This is a genomic window from Vibrio sp. L85, assembly GCF_963871815.1.
GTDB lineage: Bacteria > Pseudomonadota > Gammaproteobacteria > Enterobacterales > Vibrionaceae > Vibrio > Vibrio harveyi.
Window position 1 is genome coordinate 1 of the sequence record NZ_CAWMYL010000205.1, and the last position, 18,182, is coordinate 18,182.

An 18,182-nucleotide genomic window follows, 5' to 3' on the forward strand; every position below is an offset into this window, starting at 1 on the left:
GAATCCCGAATCCCGAATCCCGAATCCCGAATCCCGAATCCCGAATCCTGTTACTTCACATCACAACTAATGTCTTTAATCGGAGTTTCGGACGTCGTGAAACAAACGTAAGCCGTTTTTGGATGGTTTGGACCGATTTTAATGTACCCAGCTTTTAGCTCATCTTCATCAAAAGTAGCGGAATGAGACTGACCAGTTTTGCCATCAAAGTAAGTAGCTTCAAAGTTCTGGTTCATCATATGAGCGACGCGGTTACGAGTATGGGCGGTTGAAAAAGTGACGTTGGCACAACGCATCATAGGCTTTTGGTTAATGAGAAACTGTCCACTTTCTTTATCCAAAACACCGCCTTTTGTATCCGGCGTAATATCAATAGGTTGGAAGTCTTCAATCGTACAAGACGATTTTGCATGGGCAAGCGATGGCAATAGTAGCGCGCTAGCAAGGCATAATAATGAGGCTTTGAACGTCATAAAGGCTCTTATCAAATTTGAAGTTGTTTAAGGATTGACTCGATAGTATCCAATAGGTGATCGTATTTGTCAGCGTGATGTAAGCGTCATTTGCCTACAAATACAACACGATAAGTAGATGTAAGCATACCAGCAAATGGAGCTATCTTCTTTATCCAATATCGCAGTCTGCTTTGTGAGTTTTTGCTAGAGGTTTGACAGTGAAACCGCGTTTTTCTAATAGTTCGATTACATTGTCTTTACCTACTAGGTGTAAGCTGCCTACCACCACGGTGTATTTACCGGATTTTTTCGGTAGTACACTACCTGTATCGAGTTTCTGAGCCCAGTCGCGATTACGGGAATAGAGAAAGGCTTCATTGAACTCATCACTGGATTGTTCACTCGCTGATGCTGCTTCAAGTGAGCTACCATCGCCGCTCTTCCAACTGTCGATTAAGCATTGTACCAGTTTGTCGCCACCGTCATATTCTTCAATAGAAGAGAGCAAAAAATCTTTACCGCCATCTTTTTGTCCCGCAATTAAGTCCAATTGGAATTGCACATTCTCCAAAGCAAGTACTGGTACTTTTTGTTGGTCAGCTAAGTTAATGAGGTGCATGTCGACACCTTGATCAGACTCGTAACCAAGTTTGTTTACCAACATTAACTGGATTGTCAAAGCCGCAGACCATGGCGGTGCATTGAGCAACTGTGCTTCTTGTAGACCTAGGTCATTGGCTATTTCAGCAAGATGTTTGCGCTGTGTTTTATCTAAAACATCTCTAGCGTGAAGCGAGGTTTCCGGGTAAGTCACCCCTTCTGTATTTCGAATGTCTGCTTCGATGATTAAACCATCACTGTTTGTCAGGAACCGAGTCACAGCTTCTGGTAATGGATACATGCTTTTATCGCCGACATGTACAGACCCGATAATCATGTATTCCGTCTCGCCCTTCTTTGCCAGCCAGTGTTGTGGTTCGGCTTGAACAGAATAAGAAGTAAAAAAGACGATCAGAGATGACATCACGGACAAGAGTCGAAACATATTTTGCTCCTCGAATTCAATAGGCACTTTATCTATAACATGGTTCGGCAAAATCGTCATTTTTTAAAAAATTGACGAGTTTTAACGGCTAGGAAATGAGAGGTAATTCACGAAAGTGTTTCAATTGAGTTTGTTGTTAATGGTTCACTTAATAACCAATAGTGATCAGAATCCTACAAAATCAGTCGAAACCCATCGATATTCGTGATTGAGATCGCAACAAACTCGTCAAAAAAAGTTAGCCGCTTTTAACGTCAAGTTTAACTTGTTGAAATTATTATGTTTATATTTTTGAATGCTTGGCTTAATTTGAGCCAGATCACTTCTTAGTTTTATTAATTTTACGCTTAGAAATAACTGCTTGTATGTTGAATGCAACTGTTAAGCGCCTCGCATTTAGGTGCTCACCATTTTTAATAAATGTCGTTTTGAACCACTGACTTTTTGGGGAAAGTAAGATGTTGAAACATAGTCTGATTGCTGCTTCTGTTATCGCTACATTGGCAGGCTGCTCTTCACTACAGAGCTCTGAGCAACAAGTTGTAAACTCACTGGCTGATAACCTTGATATCCAATATGAAGTGTTAACTAACCATGGTGCTAACGAAGGTCTTGCGTGCCAAGATATGGGCGCAGAATGGGCTTCTTGTAACAAAGTAAACATGACGCTTGTTAACCAAGGTGAAGCTGTTGACTCAAAAGATTGGGCTATTTACTTCCACAGCATTCGTCTGATTCTGGATGTTGACAACGAGCAGTTCAAAATCTCTCGTGTAACGGGTGACCTACATAAGCTAGAACCAACAGATAAGTTTGACGGCTTCGCTGCCGGTGAAGAGGTTGTTCTTCCATTGGTTGGTGAATACTGGCAACTATTTGAAACTGACTTCATGCCAGGTGCATTCGTTTCTGCTCCAAACGCAGAACCTAAGATGATTGCTTCTCTAAATACTGAAGATGTTGCGTCTTTTGTGACGGGACTTGAAGGTAACAACCTAAAACGTACACCAGATGACAACAATGTATTTGCAAACGCTGTGTCTCGTTTTGAGAAAAACGAAGACCTAGCAACACAAGACGTATCAACCACGTTACTACCAACACCAATGCACGTTGAAGCGGGTAAAGGCAAAGTAGATATCGCGGATGGTATTGCGCTGCCTAAAGACGCATTCGATGCGACTCAGTTCGCAGCGATTCAAGATCGTGCAGAAGTGGTAGGTGTGGACGTTCGTGGTGATCTTCCTGTAAGCATCACTGTTGTTCCTGCAGACTTCACCGGTGAATTAGCAAAATCTGGTGCTTACGAAATGAGCATCAAAGGCGACGGTATTGTGATTAAAGCGTTCGACCAAGCAGGCGCTTTCTACGCAGTACAATCTATCTTTGGCCTGGTAGATAGCCAAAATGCTGATTCTCTACCACAACTGTCTATTAAAGATGCGCCTCGTTTTGATTACCGTGGTGTGATGGTGGATGTGGCTCGTAACTTCCACTCTAAGGACGCAATCCTTGCAACGCTAGACCAAATGGCAGCGTACAAGATGAACAAACTTCACCTTCACCTAACCGATGATGAAGGCTGGCGTTTAGAAATCCCGGGTCTGCCTGAGCTGACAGAAGTGGGTGCTAACCGTTGTTTCGATACACAAGAGAAAAGCTGTTTACTGCCTCAGCTTGGCTCTGGTCCAACGACAGACAACTTTGGCTCTGGCTACTTCAGCAAAGCAGACTACGTGGAAATCTTGAAATACGCGAAAGCACGTAACATTGAAGTGATTCCAGAAATCGATATGCCAGCTCACGCTCGTGCAGCAGTAGTATCAATGGAAGCTCGTTACGACCGCCTAATGGAAGAAGGTAAAGAAGCTGAAGCGAACGAATACCGTCTGATGGATCCTCAAGATACATCAAACGTAACGACGGTTCAGTTCTACAATAAGCAAAGCTTCATCAACCCATGTATGGAATCTTCAACTCGCTTTGTTGATAAGGTGATTTCAGAAGTGGCAGCAATGCACCAAGAAGCTGGCGCTCCACTAACAACTTGGCACTTCGGTGGTGACGAAGCGAAGAACATCAAGCTAGGTGCTGGTTTCCAAGACGTTAACGCAGAAGATAAAGTAAGCTGGAAAGGCACGATTGACCTGTCTAAACAAGACAAGCCGTTTGCACAGTCTCCACAATGTCAGACGCTAATCACAGATGGCACAGTCAGTGACTTTGCTCACCTACCAAGCCACTTCGCGGAAGAAGTGTCGAAGATTGTTGCTGAGAAAGGCATTCCAAACTTCCAAGCTTGGCAAGATGGTTTGAAATACAGTGACGGCGAAAAAGCGTTCGCTACAGAAAATACTCGCGTAAACTTCTGGGACGTTCTTTACTGGGGCGGTACTTCGTCAGTGTACGAGTGGTCTAAGAAAGGTTACGACGTGATTGTTTCTAACCCAGATTACGTGTACATGGATATGCCATACGAAGTTGACCCGAAAGAGCGTGGTTACTACTGGGCAACACGTGCAACGGATACTCGTAAGATGTTTGGCTTTGCACCAGAGAACATGCCTCAAAACGCAGAAACTTCTGTAGATCGCGATGGCAATGGCTTTACTGGTAAAGGTGAAATCGAAGCGAAACCTTTCTACGGTCTATCTGCACAACTTTGGTCTGAGACAGTACGTAACGACGAGCAATACGAGTACATGGTATTCCCTCGCGTCCTCGCTGCTGCTGAGCGTGCATGGCACCGTGCTGACTGGGAAAACGACTACAAAGTTGGTGTTGAGTACTCGCAAAACTCTAATCTAGTTGATAAAGCATCGCTAAACCAAGACTACAACCGCTTTGCGAACGTACTTGGTCAACGTGAACTGGCTAAGCTAGAAAAATCAGGTATCGACTACCGCCTACCAGTACCAGGTGCAAAAGTAGAAGATGGTAAGCTAGCAATGAACGTTCAGTTCCCTGGCGTAACGCTTCAATACTCTCTGGATGGTGAGAACTGGTTGACTTATGCAGACAACGCTCGTCCAAATGTAACTGGTGAAGTCTTCATCCGCTCGGTATCTGCGACAGGTGAGAAGGTAAGCCGTATCACTAGCGTGAAATAATAGCGCTCAGTATTCACTAAAATCATAGTTCCTTACTCAAAGCCCTCAACTTATGTTGGGGGCTTTGTTTATTTTTCTTCGGAAAATAAGCGTGATCAATGTCTAATTATTTTTTATTGATAATTAAGTTTCTAATTTAGGGTGTCTGTCATAGTGTGATCTGGATGTGTATTTAACTGTCAAATAAAAGGGGAGATATGCCTTACTTCACACTTTATTTTTTTGACGAATTTTTAGTTTTTATATCAAACCACTGTATTTAATAAACTTTTTTTATTTTCGAAAATCACGATTTGAATTTGATCACTGTTTTAAACGATTTATTTTTCAATGCGAATTAAATTGCGCAGTATTGCCGTCGCCAGGGAGGCACATCCCAAAGTATGTGATGAGAGGCAAGTGATAGCCAAAAAACTCGTCGCATAACGTGAACAAATAAAGGCAGTAATTATGAAAAACGTTTTAGCACTAAGTGCACTTTCTCTTGTTTTCGCTTCAAGCGCTTTCGCGGGTTCATCTTATGTAACTGGTAACATCCAATTCCACGATGACGGTCGAATTCACGGTTCAGACATGACATCTACGCTAGAAGCGGGTCATACGTTTGATAACCAATTCGGCGGTCTTACGGTTTACACTGAGTTTGATGGTATTCAGCTAGGCAAACTAGAAACTGAAAATGGCGGCGCAGGCAACACAACGCCAGCCATCACTGTAGGTGGTGAGCAATCTTTCAACATCACTGATCATCTATGGGTTGCTGCGGGCTACCAACACCTATTCTCTGCGGGTGAGAGCATCCAGTACCGTCCACTTGTAAAGATCGGCTACAACTTTGATAACGGCATCTCATTGAGCAACCGTACTCGCGCGCACATCGATGCAACGTCTGCAGACGCGAAAACAGACTACCGTATGGATAACCGCATTGGTTACGTAATGAACGAAGATGTGACTTTGAGCTACAACAACGTTTACATGATTGAAGCAGAAACGATGGACCACGAGCTACGTGCAACATGGACTCGTAAGGGCGTTCAGCCTTACTTCGAGTTCCGTAGCCAAGCACACGGTGCGGAAAATGCGGCGGGTGATAGCCTAGTGAACAACGCATTCGTATTTGGTGCGTCTTACGGCTTCTAATTAAAGAGTTTTGTCTTAACTGTCCATTAAGAAAAAGCCCAGCGGTATGTCTCGCTGGGCTTTGTTTTTACTGGTCGTTGCCTTTGTGGAAGCGGTATTCGTAAACCTGACCTTTGTCGTTGTAGGCGTAGACGGCGTAACTGTCTTTTTTATCGCCATACTCCATACCCGGTGATCCCATAGGCATGCCGGGTACCGCAAGGCCTTTTGCGTTGCGAGGTGGGTTTTCTAAAAAGGCTTTAATGTCGTCAGCAGGAATATGACCTTCAAATACGTAGCCATTAATTTCTGCGGTGTGGCACGAGTAAAGCTGTTCATTCTTGATGCCCAAGTCGCGTTTAACCGCGTTCATGTCATCGTGTAGCTTTTCTTCGACGGTAAAGCCGTTCTCTTCCATGTGTTTCGTCCATTCTCCACAGCAGCCACAGTATGGCGATTTGTGGTTGATGACATCAGCGGCTAATACGTTCGCCGATGTGACAGCAAGCATTGTAAAGGTCAATAGTTTCAACTTCATAATATCCTCTATAAGAAGTGTCGCTTACTTAATGGTAAACAGTCGTAGTCGATTTGCATTACTCACGACTGTGATTGAAGACAGTGCCATTGCTGCGCCAGCAACAACAGGACTGAGTAGGAATCCGAATGCTGGGTAGAGTACGCCAGCGGCGATTGGAATACCCAACGAGTTATAAACAAAGGCACCAAACAGGTTTTGTTTCATGTTCTTCAATGTTGCACGAGACAGTTCGATGGCATGAACAATTGCCATTGGTGATGTATTAAGAATCGTCATTTGTGAACTTTCGATCGCCACATCACTGCCGCTGCCCATTGCAACGCCGAGATCGGCGAGGGCGAGAGCGGGTGCGTCATTAATACCATCACCAATCATGGCGACGGTTTGTCCTTGTGATTGTAGTTGTTTTATATGTTGCGCTTTCTCATCTGGCATCACCTGAGCAATGACTTCATCAATGCCTAATTCGTTGCCGATGGCTGTCGCTACGTGTTGATTATCACCAGTGAGCATCACTGTGTTGATACCCTGTAATTTTAGTGCAGTGACTGCTTGTTTGGCATCAGATTTAATTGGATCAGCGATGGCAATTAAACCAATCAGTTCGTTGTTGAGGGAAATGGCAACCGGTGTCCATGCGTTGTTGGCGCAATCTTGAATGGCTTGATCCATCGCGGAAGTATCTACCTGCTCTGTTTGCATAAACTGCAATGAACCAATCAACAGTGGTTGTGCTTGGTAAGTTGCAAGAATGCCGCGACCGCGAATGTTTTCAAAAGCGTCCAACTCGATATCTTCAGCCGCATTTTCCTTAGCGTAATCACACACGGCTTTTGCTAATGGGTGCTCAGATTGACGCTCTGCTGCGTATGCTAATGCTAACAAGTGCTCTTGGCTGGTGGCGTGAGTAAATACTTGCTGCACACTGGGTTTGCCCTGAGTTAACGTACCGGTTTTGTCGAATACGACGGTGTCGACTTTGCTCGCCAATTGCAGTGCGTCTGCGTCTTTGATCAAGATACCCAGTTCTGCGGCTTTGCCCACGCCTACGGTGACCGACAATGGTGTTGCTAAGCCCAGCGCACAAGGACAGGCAATAATCAGTACAGTCGTCGTTACCACAAGCATGTAGCTGGCTTTAGGTTCTGGACCTACTGCAAACCAAACCAAAGCAGCAAGGATTGCGATACCGACAACCACAGGGACGAATACAGAAGAAATTTGATCCGCTAATTTGGCAATTGCTGGCTTACTGCTTTGTGCGGTGCGCACCATACGGATAATACGCGCTAGCATGGTATTTGCACCGATGCCGGTGGCTTCAATAATCAGAGCGCCATCGGTATTTAGTGTGCCCGCAGAGACTTGAGCCTCTTGCGCTTTTAACACGGGTACGGGTTCACCAGTTAGCATAGATTCATCAATGTATGATTCCCCCTGAATCACGATACCATCAACGGGCACTTTCTCACCCGGTTTGATGCGTAGCTTCATGCCCAACGTGATTTGCTCAACCGCAATTTGCTGATCGCCATTTTCAGTAATGACGGTGGCTTGCTGAGGTTGTAGGTTAATCAGAGCTTGCAATGAGCGTGTTGTATTTGCCTTTGCTTTTGCTTCTATATAGTGACCAAGAGAAATCAGACCGACGATCATCGCACTTGCTTCAAAGTAAACATGGCGAGAGGCGAGTGGGAACCAATCAGGAAAAATCACCACAAGCATTGAATAGAACCACGCGGCACCAGTACCTAGGGCAACTAAAGTGTCCATGGTGGCACGTTTGTGAGTGGCTGCTAACCATGCGTTAGTAAAGAAGTGCTTACCTGCTGTCGCCAGCAATAATAGACAGAGAATACCTATCGCACCCCAAACCATTTGATCACTGGTATCTTGGATAACCATGTTGCCACCAAACACACCCCAGAGCATCAATGGTGCACCAACGACTAAGCCTGCGATAGCATCAAGTTTAAAGCGCTTTTGTTGAGCAAGTTGCTGTGCTGCTTGTTTTTCTTGTTGCGTTGCTGCGTCTTGAAGGATTTCTGCTTGATAGCCCGCTTGTTTTACTGACTCGATGATGGCTTGATGAAGCATTTCACTATCTTGGTTTGCAAATACTAACGCGCTCTGCTCTGCAAGATTGACCTGTGCTTTCTCTATGCCTTCGACATTAGTGAGTGCTTTCTCTACCGAAGATACACAGCTGGCGCATGTCATGCCTTGAATCAGCATCTGTAGCTGAACATTGGCAGATTCGGGTTGGTTACGATCGAGATGCGCTTCTTTTATTGCGGGCGTTATTTGCTCTGTGACTTCTTCTTTAGCCTCGATAGTCTCGATGCTAGCGGTATAGCCCAATGTCGCAACGAGATCGATTACTTGCTGCTGAGAGAGTAGGGTTGTGATGTCAAGTTGTGTTGTAGAGGCTTGGAATGTAATGACGTCTTGATTTGATTCTAATAAAGAAGAGAGCTTTTTCACGCAGCCACCACAGCTCAAACCCGTTAAATGGAATTGATATTGGTGACCGGCGTGGTAGCCCAGCGATTCGATGGATTCAATAATAGAAGAGAGTGAAGATTCGGTTTTCACCTCTACCATCGTCGGGGACAAATTAATGATCTCAACACTGTGATTGGCATGTAAAGCTTTCTCAACTTTTCTCGCACAGCCCATGCAGTTGAGTCCCGACATAGGTACAACAAACTGATACATAATTTGTCCTCAATAATAGTAATGTGCAGAGCATAAACCTTCCTGCAAGGGGAAGGTCAAGCTTTTCGACGCGAAACAAATTCGTCAAAATCCACTTTGTTGAGCCGACCTTACGCCCCTATTGTTGCGAGTTATCTCAAAGTTTTTTCTCTCTGAATATAAAGTTCCGTTAAAACGCCTAAAACCTGAGTGAAGTCGCTCACGATTTTTGAGCTTTTTATATAAAAACGAAGTTGATTAGAACGGTTTTGACGTTTTTATATTTTTATTTGTCACTATAAGTTGCTGTTATTTAAGGGTTTATATTCTTTTTGATCTTCTCATTTTGAACTTGCTCAGATTGCCGCTGGGAAAGTTTTTTACTGCGAAAAAAGTTTGTCATATTTGCCCCGTCCACACATTGTTTCAAGTTCCTGCAATGTCCTAGTTAGCGAATTTGAAAATGGAAAAAACTAAAAATATAGGGGTTTAAAATGTCTTACCTAAAGAAAAGCCTACTTGCTACTGCAATCACAGGCATGATGTTCAGTGGTTCAGCTTTTGCTGATGGTGCAAACAGTGATGCAGCGAAAGAGTACCTAACTAAAGACTCTTTCTCTTACGAAGTTTACGGCATTATCGCGATGCAGGCCGCGTACCGCGATTACGATTCTGGTGATGCAAAACAAGATGATAACCTTGGTGGTATGCAGCTAAACAACGAATCACGTATCGGCTTCCGTGGTAAAAAGCAATTCGCTAACTTTGAGCCAACGTTCATTTGGCAAATCGAAGGTGGTTACGTAGACCCAAGCTTCGGTGGTGAAGGTGCAGGTCTTGGTGAACGTGACACATTCGTCGGTTTTGAAAGTGCTTCTTGGGGTCAAGTTCGTCTAGGTCGTGTTCTTACTCCAATGTACGAGTTGGTTGACTGGCCAGCATCGAACCCAGGTCTAGGCGATGTTTACGACTGGGGTGGTGCGATCGGTGGTGCTAAATACCAAGACCGTCAATCAAATACTATTCGTTGGGACTCTCCAATGTACGCTGACAAATTCTCTATCGACGCAGCAGTTGGTGCTGGTGATAAAGCTGGTCTAGGTGCGGGTGATGACTACTGGGGCGGCATCGCGGCTCACTACAAGTTAGGTCCACTACAATTGGATGCAGCTTACGAAGGTAACCGCAACATTGAAGCTGAAGGTCAAACTTGGGAAAACAACACATACCTAGTAGGTGTTCAAGGTTGGTTTGAAAACGGTATCTCTTTCTTCGCTCAATACAAATACATGGAAGCTGACGCAAGCAACGGTGTAAACGAGAAGCAAGATGCAATGTCAGCAGGTCTGATGTACACAACAGGTGACTGGCAGTACAAACTGGGTTACGCAGCGAACTTCGATCTAGAACGTGACGGTAAGACACTATCTAACACGTCTGATGATGTTGTTTCAGCACAGATCATGTACTTTGTTGACCCATCTGCAGTGCTATACGCTCGTGCACGTATGAACGATTTCAACGAAGGTCTAGATGGTCTAGATGATGCAGCTCGCTGGACATCAGGTACTAACGGTGACTACAACGAATACTCTGTAGGTGTTGAATACTACTTCTAATAAAGAAGCAGCTAAAAGGGCGGAGACGCCCTTTTTGTCTTGATACTTATTCACATAAGCCATTGGAATGACTGGCCTGTTAGTTTCAGTGGCTTATCTAAATTGGTATAAAACGAGAAAACCATGATGAAAAAAACAACCACACTATTAGGACTTTGCGCAATCCTTTCTGCGCCTGCATTTGCTGCTCAACTGACTCTGCAAGCGGAATTGGTTCCTCGCGTTCTCAACAGTGAGTTCGTCTACCCTGAGTGGATCTCTGACAACAACAGCATCAAAGTTGAAGATGGTGCAAACCAACTTGCTGTAAATGTTGGTCAAATTGTGTTTGAAGATGGCAAGCGTCGTAAGTTTGATTCACAGCCGCTTTTACTTGAATTTGATGCACCGAAAGATGCTGAGCTTACGCTGACATACAACAAGTTCCGCACTATTGAAGAAGCCAAGGCTTTTGAAATGGACCCTAAACTGACGCTAAAAGATGCGAACGGCAAAGACGTTAAGTTCTCAATGGTTCAACTTCGCAAAGGTGGTTTACAAGGTTTCCGTGACTACGAACGTGAAGTCGCTGACTACAACCAAGCAATGAACAAGCAAACGACAAAAGCGAGCATTGCAGCTTCTCCAGCGGTAACAAAAACATTGAAAGAGTCGTTCAACGATCTAAGCCGTGAAGAGCAGCAAGAGTTCATGCAATGGGCAATGCGTAACCTAAAGTAATCTGGTTTTCTTCTTTTATATAGGCTTTCTATAGCGATAGTAGTTATCTAGCAACAATTGTACTTAAGAGATAAATCAAAGGGCAGCATCGTGTTCGGTGGCTGCCCGTTTTTATTTCTGGCGTTAAACCAAAAGGAAGGATTGTAGTATTGACTTACGGTGGTAAAATGTCGCCACTTTTATCCTTGACATTACAACGAGAGCCTTCTCGTTGCTCATTATCCCTAAGGAACTCAAATGACGGTTAAAACTCGTTTTGCTCCTAGCCCAACTGGCTACCTACACGTTGGTGGTGCTCGTACTGCACTTTACTCTTGGCTATACGCTAAAAACCAAGGTGGTGAATTCGTTCTACGTATCGAAGATACTGACCTTGAGCGTAACTCTCAGGAAGCGGTTGATGCGATCCTAGAAGGCATGGAATGGCTAGGTCTTGAGTGGAACGAAGGCCCTTATTTCCAAACTCAACGTTTTGATCGTTACAACGAGATGGTTGATAAGCTTCTAGAAGAAGACAAAGCATACAAATGTTACGCGTCTAAAGAACTGCTAGACGAAGTTCGTGCAGAGCAAGAAGCAAACAAAGAAATGCCTCGCTACGATGCTAACCATCCAAAAATCAAAGCGGCAAACGAAGCGGCAAAAGATGGCGATCCATGTGTTATCCGTTTCCGTAACCCGAAAGAAGGCAGCGTAGTATTTGATGACCAAATTCGTGGTCGCATTGAAATCCGCAACGACCAAATGGATGATCTGATCATTCGTCGTACTGACGGCTCTCCAACGTACAACTTCTGCGTTGTGGTTGACGACTGGGATATGGGTATCACTCACGTTGTTCGTGGTGAAGACCACATCAACAACACGCCTCGTCAGATCAACATCTACGAAGCGCTAGGTGCGCCAGTACCAACATTTGCGCACTGTGCAATGATCCTAGGTGATGACGGCGCGAAACTGTCTAAGCGTCACGGTGCAGTATCTGTAATGCAGTACCGCGATATGGGTTACCTACCTGCTGCGCTAAACAACTACCTAGTGCGTCTTGGTTGGTCTCATGGTGATCAAGAAATCTTCACTCAAGAAGAGATGATCAACCTATTTAGCCTAAACGCAGTATCTAAGTCAGCGTCTGCATTCAACACTGACAAACTGCAATGGTTGAACAACCACTACATCAAAAACTCAGATCCAGCGTACGTTGCACAGCACCTACAATGGCACCTAGATCAACAAAAACTAGACGTAACTAATGGTCCAGCTATCACGGAAGTGATCAAGCTTGTTGGTGAGCGTTGCAACACGCTTGTTGAGCTAGCTGAGCAGATTCGTTACTTCTACGAAGATTTCTCTGAGTTTGAAGCGGGCGCAGCGAAGAAGCATCTACGCGGCGTAGCTAAAGAGCCTCTAGAGCTTGCTCTAGCGAAAGCTGAAGCACTGACTGAGTGGACGACAGCGAACATCAAAGATGGTGTTATCGCAGCTGTGTGCGAAGAGCTAGAAATCGGCATGGGCAAAATCGGTATGCCACTGCGTGTTGCAGTAACAGGTGGCGGTCAGTCTCCTTCTGTAGACGCAGTAATGGAACTGATTGGCAAAGAGCGTTGTGTTGCACGCATCAAAATGGCTCTTGAGTTCATCGCTGAGCGCGAAGCAAACGCATAATTACTTGAATAAATAATCAGAAAGCCGCGATATATTTCGCGGCTTTTTTGTGCCTGACGTTAAGAAAACATCTTAACTCAACATAAATGACGTCGAAATCTGTATGTTTTCCCAACAATAGTTCGAAAGGTTAATAAGTTTTACTTATCCAAATATATCCTCGACGAATGTTTTTTTGACCTTTTAATACAAAATATCTCTCTGACTTAGCACCAAAATCCATAAAGTTCCTTAAATATCGTCTCATTAATGAGAAGTTAATTTGCTTTACTTATTTTATTTTGAAATATCACGCAAACGTTTGCGTTATTGCTATCACTCGTATTTGAGTGCTCTAGATCACATAAAGTCATGCTTTTCGATGACATTAAATTGACAGTTTTGGGATTTGTCTTGGGATTTCTTGGAGTTATAGTGCTCGCCGTCAGTGAAGCAGCAATATGCATCACTGGTCAGGATCCATACCCAAGTAACTTTTATGCAAAATTGCGGAAGTTACTTCGGTATCAAAATCAAAGGATTTGAATAAAAGAATTGAAATACAACGTCAGTCAGGCGGCGCATTTCGTTACGAACAAGAGAACTTCTTTTAGAGGAATCAATAATGAAAAAACTAGCAGCGGTAATTTCAGCTTCTTTACTTATGGCTTCAGCAGCACACGCAGAAGTGTACGTGGGCGGTAAGATGGGTAAGTCTTGGATGGAAGACGCTTGTGTAGCTGGTCAAGCTTGTGACAAAGATGGCTCTACTCTAGGTGCTTTTGTTGGTTACGAAATGAATGACTACTTCTCAGTAGAAGCAGGCTTCGACAACCTTGGTGATTTTGACCAAACTTCTTTCGGCGGTCACGTAGAAGCAATCACTCTTGCTCCTAAATTCAGCCTACCAATCACTGAAGACATCGCTCTTTACGGTAAAGTTGGTGGCGCATACCTAATGATGAACGACGGTAAAGACGATTACTCTTACCTAGGTGCGGCTGGTCTTGAGTTCAACGTTAGCCAAAACGTAACAGCACGTGCGGAATACCAAACAATCACAGACATCAACAACGATTCAGTAAAAGCAATGGGTAACACAGCAACTCTAGGTGTGTCATTCAAGTTTGGCGGTCAAGACGAAGTGGTTGTTGAAGAAGAGCCAGTAGTTGAAGAAGTAGTAGTAGAAGAAGTTGTTGCACCAGTTGTTGTAACGAAAACTTTCGAAACTCAAACAATCGGTACAGGTAGCTTTGCGCTAAACAGCACAACGCTTAAACCTGCGAGCGCAGCAAAACTAGACGACCTAGTAGCGTTCCTAAACGAGTACCCACAAGCAAACGTTGATGTAATTGGCTACACAGATACTTCTGGTCCAGCGGCATACAACCTAAAAGTTTCTGAGAAGCGTGCTGAATCTGTAGCAAATGCTCTTGTAGAGAAAGGTATCGATGCTTCTCGCATTCACGCTCGTGGTGAAGGTGAAAACAACCCTATCGCTTCAAACGACACTCGTGAAGGTCGTGAGCAAAACCGTCGCGTAGAAATCGTTGTTCCTGAGTTTGAATACCAAGTTCAACAATAATCGCGAAATCTAACACTAACCGTTAGAAAGCTAGATACGAAAAGCCCCAAAGAGTTCGCTCTTTTGGGGTTTTTTTATATACCCAAGTGACTTTAAGATTCCGGATTCAGAGCGTTGTCATTGATTCCCTATTTACCTAAAGCAAGCAAGGAAAACAACGTAGCGTACCTGCTCATTCCAAGTTGTTTGACGCAGCCATTAGTTTAATAAAAACGCGAGTCAATGACACACTCCCAAAGGGTACTCTTTGCAAATAGCAAGAACCTTGGCTTGTATACTTTGTTGTCGATTCTTGATTTAGGTCCACTAGACCTTTAAATCGTCGCCGCGTCTACAAAACAAGTCATTCTCGCTGAACCCTGCATCTCGAGGTTACTTGGGTATATCTGTTTATCAGCGAAGAACACTCAATGAAAGGAAGGAATAAAGGTCACTTGAGGTCAATGCTGTTGAGACGCCCCATAAACGTCAGGATTTCCAGGTTATCTTTGTGTGCATCCAGCAACGCTTTCTTTGTTTGCATATAGGCGGCCAGTTTGCCGTACTTGTTAATAGAGCGCACGACCGTTTTATATTTGTACTCGCCAGCATCGTTAAACTCACGCCATTTCGCAATGTAGCAGGTGTCTCTATTATCAGGATCCTCTAGGGTAGGGTTAGGCTTATGGACAATCTTTGGTTCGACGCTATGCGGCAGTCTGGTCATTAAATAGGGGTCTTTCAGCAGACGACGCCAAAATTTACCCCACATCTCCCGTCCAAGCTCGTTACGCAGCTTGATAGCCTTTTTAAGCCCTTTCTTTTCTCCAATGCGAACGAAACCTACGGAGCGGTGTAAAACCGTGTCATCCGGTGTGTGGATATGAATCTTGAAGGCCGTTTTGCCCTTCGAGATGAAGCGGTGTCCAGTGTTTGTAATTAAATTGCTCTTAGACATAGTGCTAACTAATAGTTTTGTTAATAGCTAAAAGGGTAAGCAAAACTCATAGATAATTAAAGTAATAAAATACAAAACTGTAAATAGCATGAGTATTGAATCTTTTCTGATACATCTAAATCAAGACAGAATTCTTGAGTTAGGCACTCCCTCAAAGCCGGCAAAAAGTTTGTCTGCTAAGAGTAGTCGATAAAGGCAAGGCGTCATCATACAATCGTTTATTAACGTTTTGACAAGCAAAGATCGCCTTCAAAAAAGAATATGAAATGAGTTATGAAGACTTAAAAGAATGGATGGCTCAGTTTTACCTTGAGTAAGGTTTGCTTATTGGGAGAATTCGGGACATCAACCTCAATGCATGGACATTTTGTGGATACAAACAAAAACGCCTTAGCTAAAGTTATAGCTAAGGCGTTGATCTATGTGGCGCCCCCAGTAGGATTCGAACCTACGACCTGTCCCTTAGGAGGGATTAAAAATGAAGGTGATGAGAAGTTTTGTATAATTAATTACTTAAATAACAATGAGATAAGACAATGTCAAAATGAAGAGAAGTGATAAAAAGTCAATTTTGTGGACACTTTGTGGACACTGATAGCGGATTGAGCTTCACGGCATCTTGTAAAAAATCAGGTGCCAAATGTGCATACTCCATTGTTTGCTTGATATCAGCATGCCCTAATATTTTTTGTAATGTGAGTATATTACCGCCGTTCATAATGAAGTGACTGGCAAAAGTATGGCGCAAGATATGAACCTTTTGGCCTCTAGGTAAATCGAAACCTAGTTGTTTGATTTTTCGTCTCAACTTTTGTTGCCAGTCACAACTGAACAGATTGTTGTTTCCATCTTTTGGGTAGATGCGTTCATACAGTTCTTGGCTTATGGGAACCGTTCGCGACTTGTCAGTTTTTGTTTCAGTAAAGCGGATTCTATAAGGAGATAGGTTAGCAGCTTTAAGCGTTATCATTTCACGCCAGCGGCAACCTGTAGAAAGGCATATATCGACAGCGTTTAGTATCTCCTTATCACTTTTGATCGCTTCTCTTAGAATGTTAATTTGGCTTACAGTGAGGTAAGTCATCTCTGGTCGCTTTTCAATAGGACGCTTAATACCCTTCAAAGGGTTTTCTTGGGTGTAGTCTCCAGTTGCGATCAGTTCAGTGAAGATATTGCTCAAACAGTTTGTTGATCTTCTAATTGTGCTTGGTTTTTGATTTTTTTCAGTAGCTCTAGTTAGCTGCCAATTGGTAATTAGTTTTGCATTGATTTTATCAACTGTTGGATCTCCGAGTTCATCGCAGATTCTTTTTAAATTGCTGTGATAAGCTTTTGCAGTTCGTTTGAACTGACCTGCTTTTTCCCACCAAATAGTAATGAGCTCAGATAGATGCCTTTTGTCTTTTGGTGTGCCGAACCAAGCCTTCTGGTTAGCAGTTGCGAGTATATGTTTCTCATAAGCCAACGCTTCAGATTTCTTCTCGAATTTTTTACGAAATCGCTTACCTGTTCGACCCGAAGGACGAACATCAACTAGCCATTTGTCATCGTTTTTTCTTACGGTCACAGTGAACGCATCACCATTGCTGCACGCCCAATAATTTTGAGTCTATTCAAGTCCTCACCGAACATCGAAAACGAGTCATAATCGGGATTATCGGAAATGATTTCGTACCCTTGCGCAAGAATGTTCCATTTTAAGCGCTTCACATAAACCATATCATCTACTCGAATAACATAAACGCCATCCTTAACTGGCTCGATGAGCTCTCTTGTATCAACAAGAATTCGGTCATTGTCATTCATCGTTGGTAACATGCTTGAGCCTGAACAAAATACAACAACAGTATGTTCCGGCTGCAAACCTAAGTCACGAATCAAATGTGTTGAAACAGTAAACGTCCCTGTTTGATGTTCACCACTTATGAGTTTTCCTGCGCCCGCAGCTGCGTTCACATTAAATTCCGGTATTGATACTGAATCATCATTAGGTGCAGTTTGGTAAATCGATGAAACGTTGCTATCTCCCAATGTGCCAAACTTCTCATTTAACGCATCCAACACATCATCATGAAAATTGGAGATATGGTACTCCAAGGCTCTTCCATTCCCTGCCGCTTTCCTACTTAACCAATTGTTCCTACGGGCTTTTTGTCCTATTCCCGTTAGAGAGTTGGGCATTCCTTTTAGCCCTAAGAGCTCACTGCTTAGAAACCATTCGCGCATAATAAACCTTAATCAAACATTGACAGATACACTCCATGCCTATTTAATGAACCTTAATCAAACGTAATAACTCATAAATTCATTAATGCAAAGAGGTTAATTGGAACATGATAGAACATTATGAAGCATTAGAAAAAGACTCAAACAAACAATATGCACCATTTGTGACACCGGAGAAGTACGCTGAGTTGGCTGGGTTCACCGTTGATGCTGTGAAGTGTCAGGTACAAACAGGGAAGTTACCTGTTATTCGTCGAGATGGGGGGAGAAGAGGGCGCACGCTAATCAACATGAAAGCATTGGAGCAATATGCGGTCGAGCAGGCTCAAGAATTCACAGACTGGAAAGCGGCAATATAGGAGTCATCACCATGCGAAAAGATATTCCAACACCACTTCATTCAATAAACATCGACTTGTCGCATTCGACCGAAGCTAAGTTGTTGCACTCAGTTATTGAGAATCACATGAACCCATGCAAT

Annotated in this window: 14 protein-coding genes; 7 read left to right on the plus strand and 7 right to left on the minus strand. The window is 43.6% G+C overall.

All coding sequences use genetic code 11. From position 1 onward, the window contains the following. Positions 1–50: 50 nt before the first annotated feature. The gene (locus AACR11_RS20895; RefSeq protein WP_029789162.1) at positions 51–473 is read right to left on the minus strand and encodes a hypothetical protein; all 423 of its coding nucleotides are present in this window, start codon (positions 471–473) and stop codon (positions 51–53) included. A gap of 151 nt (positions 474–624) precedes the next feature. After that, positions 625–1,500 carry a TraB/GumN family protein gene (locus tag AACR11_RS20900; protein ID WP_005449233.1) on the minus strand — a complete coding sequence of 292 codons (876 nt, stop codon included), beginning with the start codon at positions 1,498–1,500 and terminating at the stop codon, positions 625–627. Between the two features lie 458 nt (positions 1,501–1,958). Between AACR11_RS20900 and AACR11_RS20905 the strand changes: the two genes are divergently transcribed. Then, positions 1,959–4,610, plus strand: a complete 2,652-nt coding sequence (locus tag AACR11_RS20905) for a beta-N-acetylhexosaminidase (RefSeq protein ID WP_005449232.1) — start codon at positions 1,959–1,961, stop codon at positions 4,608–4,610. A 450-nt stretch (positions 4,611–5,060) separates the two neighbouring features. Further along, complete coding sequence (locus tag AACR11_RS20910) at positions 5,061–5,753, plus strand: oligogalacturonate-specific porin KdgM family protein (RefSeq protein ID WP_005449231.1); 693 nt, start codon at positions 5,061–5,063, stop codon at positions 5,751–5,753. A 67-nt stretch (positions 5,754–5,820) separates the two neighbouring features. Here the strand turns inward: AACR11_RS20910 and AACR11_RS20915 are convergent, their stop codons facing one another. Further along, positions 5,821–6,270, minus strand: a complete 450-nt coding sequence (locus tag AACR11_RS20915; protein ID WP_005449230.1) for a DUF411 domain-containing protein — start codon at positions 6,268–6,270, stop codon at positions 5,821–5,823. Positions 6,271–6,294: 24 nt separating this feature from the next. Continuing rightward, complete coding sequence (locus tag AACR11_RS20920; RefSeq protein ID WP_029789161.1) at positions 6,295–8,991, minus strand: heavy metal translocating P-type ATPase; 2,697 nt, start codon at positions 8,989–8,991, stop codon at positions 6,295–6,297. Between the two features lie 473 nt (positions 8,992–9,464). Between AACR11_RS20920 and chiP the strand changes: the two genes are divergently transcribed. The 4 genes from chiP to AACR11_RS20940 all read left to right on the plus strand — a co-directional run bounded on the left by chiP (position 9,465) and on the right by AACR11_RS20940 (position 14,538). Then, a complete protein-coding gene (gene chiP, locus AACR11_RS20925) occupies positions 9,465–10,589 on the plus strand; it encodes a chitoporin (RefSeq protein WP_005449228.1) in 1,125 nt (374 codons plus the stop codon). A gap of 123 nt (positions 10,590–10,712) precedes the next feature. Then, positions 10,713–11,309, plus strand: coding sequence for a YccT family protein (locus tag AACR11_RS20930; RefSeq protein WP_009696827.1), 597 nt, complete (start codon positions 10,713–10,715; stop codon positions 11,307–11,309). Between the two features lie 237 nt (positions 11,310–11,546). Then, positions 11,547–12,974: a glutamate--tRNA ligase gene (gene gltX, locus AACR11_RS20935; protein WP_005449225.1), complete on the plus strand. Its 1,428-nt coding sequence runs from the start codon at positions 11,547–11,549 to the stop codon at positions 12,972–12,974. Positions 12,975–13,578: 604 nt separating this feature from the next. Continuing rightward, a complete protein-coding gene (locus tag AACR11_RS20940; RefSeq protein WP_005449221.1) occupies positions 13,579–14,538 on the plus strand; it encodes an OmpA family protein in 960 nt (319 codons plus the stop codon). A 430-nt stretch (positions 14,539–14,968) separates the two neighbouring features. On the opposite strand, the gene AACR11_RS20945 is transcribed toward AACR11_RS20940, so the two are convergent. From AACR11_RS20945 to AACR11_RS20955, 3 genes are all read right to left on the minus strand, one after another. Further along, positions 14,969–15,475, minus strand: a complete 507-nt coding sequence (locus tag AACR11_RS20945; RefSeq protein ID WP_005449220.1) for a hypothetical protein — start codon at positions 15,473–15,475, stop codon at positions 14,969–14,971. A gap of 565 nt (positions 15,476–16,040) precedes the next feature. Further along, on the minus strand, positions 16,041–17,042 hold the full coding sequence (locus AACR11_RS20950; protein WP_079324428.1) for a phage integrase: 1,002 nt from the start codon (positions 17,040–17,042) through the stop codon (positions 16,041–16,043). Next, positions 17,039–17,701 (minus strand): helix-turn-helix domain-containing protein, encoded by a 663-nt coding sequence (locus AACR11_RS20955; protein WP_079324430.1) that lies wholly within the window; start codon positions 17,699–17,701, stop codon positions 17,039–17,041. The genes AACR11_RS20950 and AACR11_RS20955 overlap by 4 nt, the downstream gene beginning before the upstream one ends. A gap of 107 nt (positions 17,702–17,808) precedes the next feature. Between AACR11_RS20955 and AACR11_RS20960 the strand changes: the two genes are divergently transcribed. Continuing rightward, positions 17,809–18,060, plus strand: a complete 252-nt coding sequence (locus AACR11_RS20960) for a hypothetical protein (RefSeq protein ID WP_079324432.1) — start codon at positions 17,809–17,811, stop codon at positions 18,058–18,060. Positions 18,061–18,182: the final 122 nt, after the last annotated feature.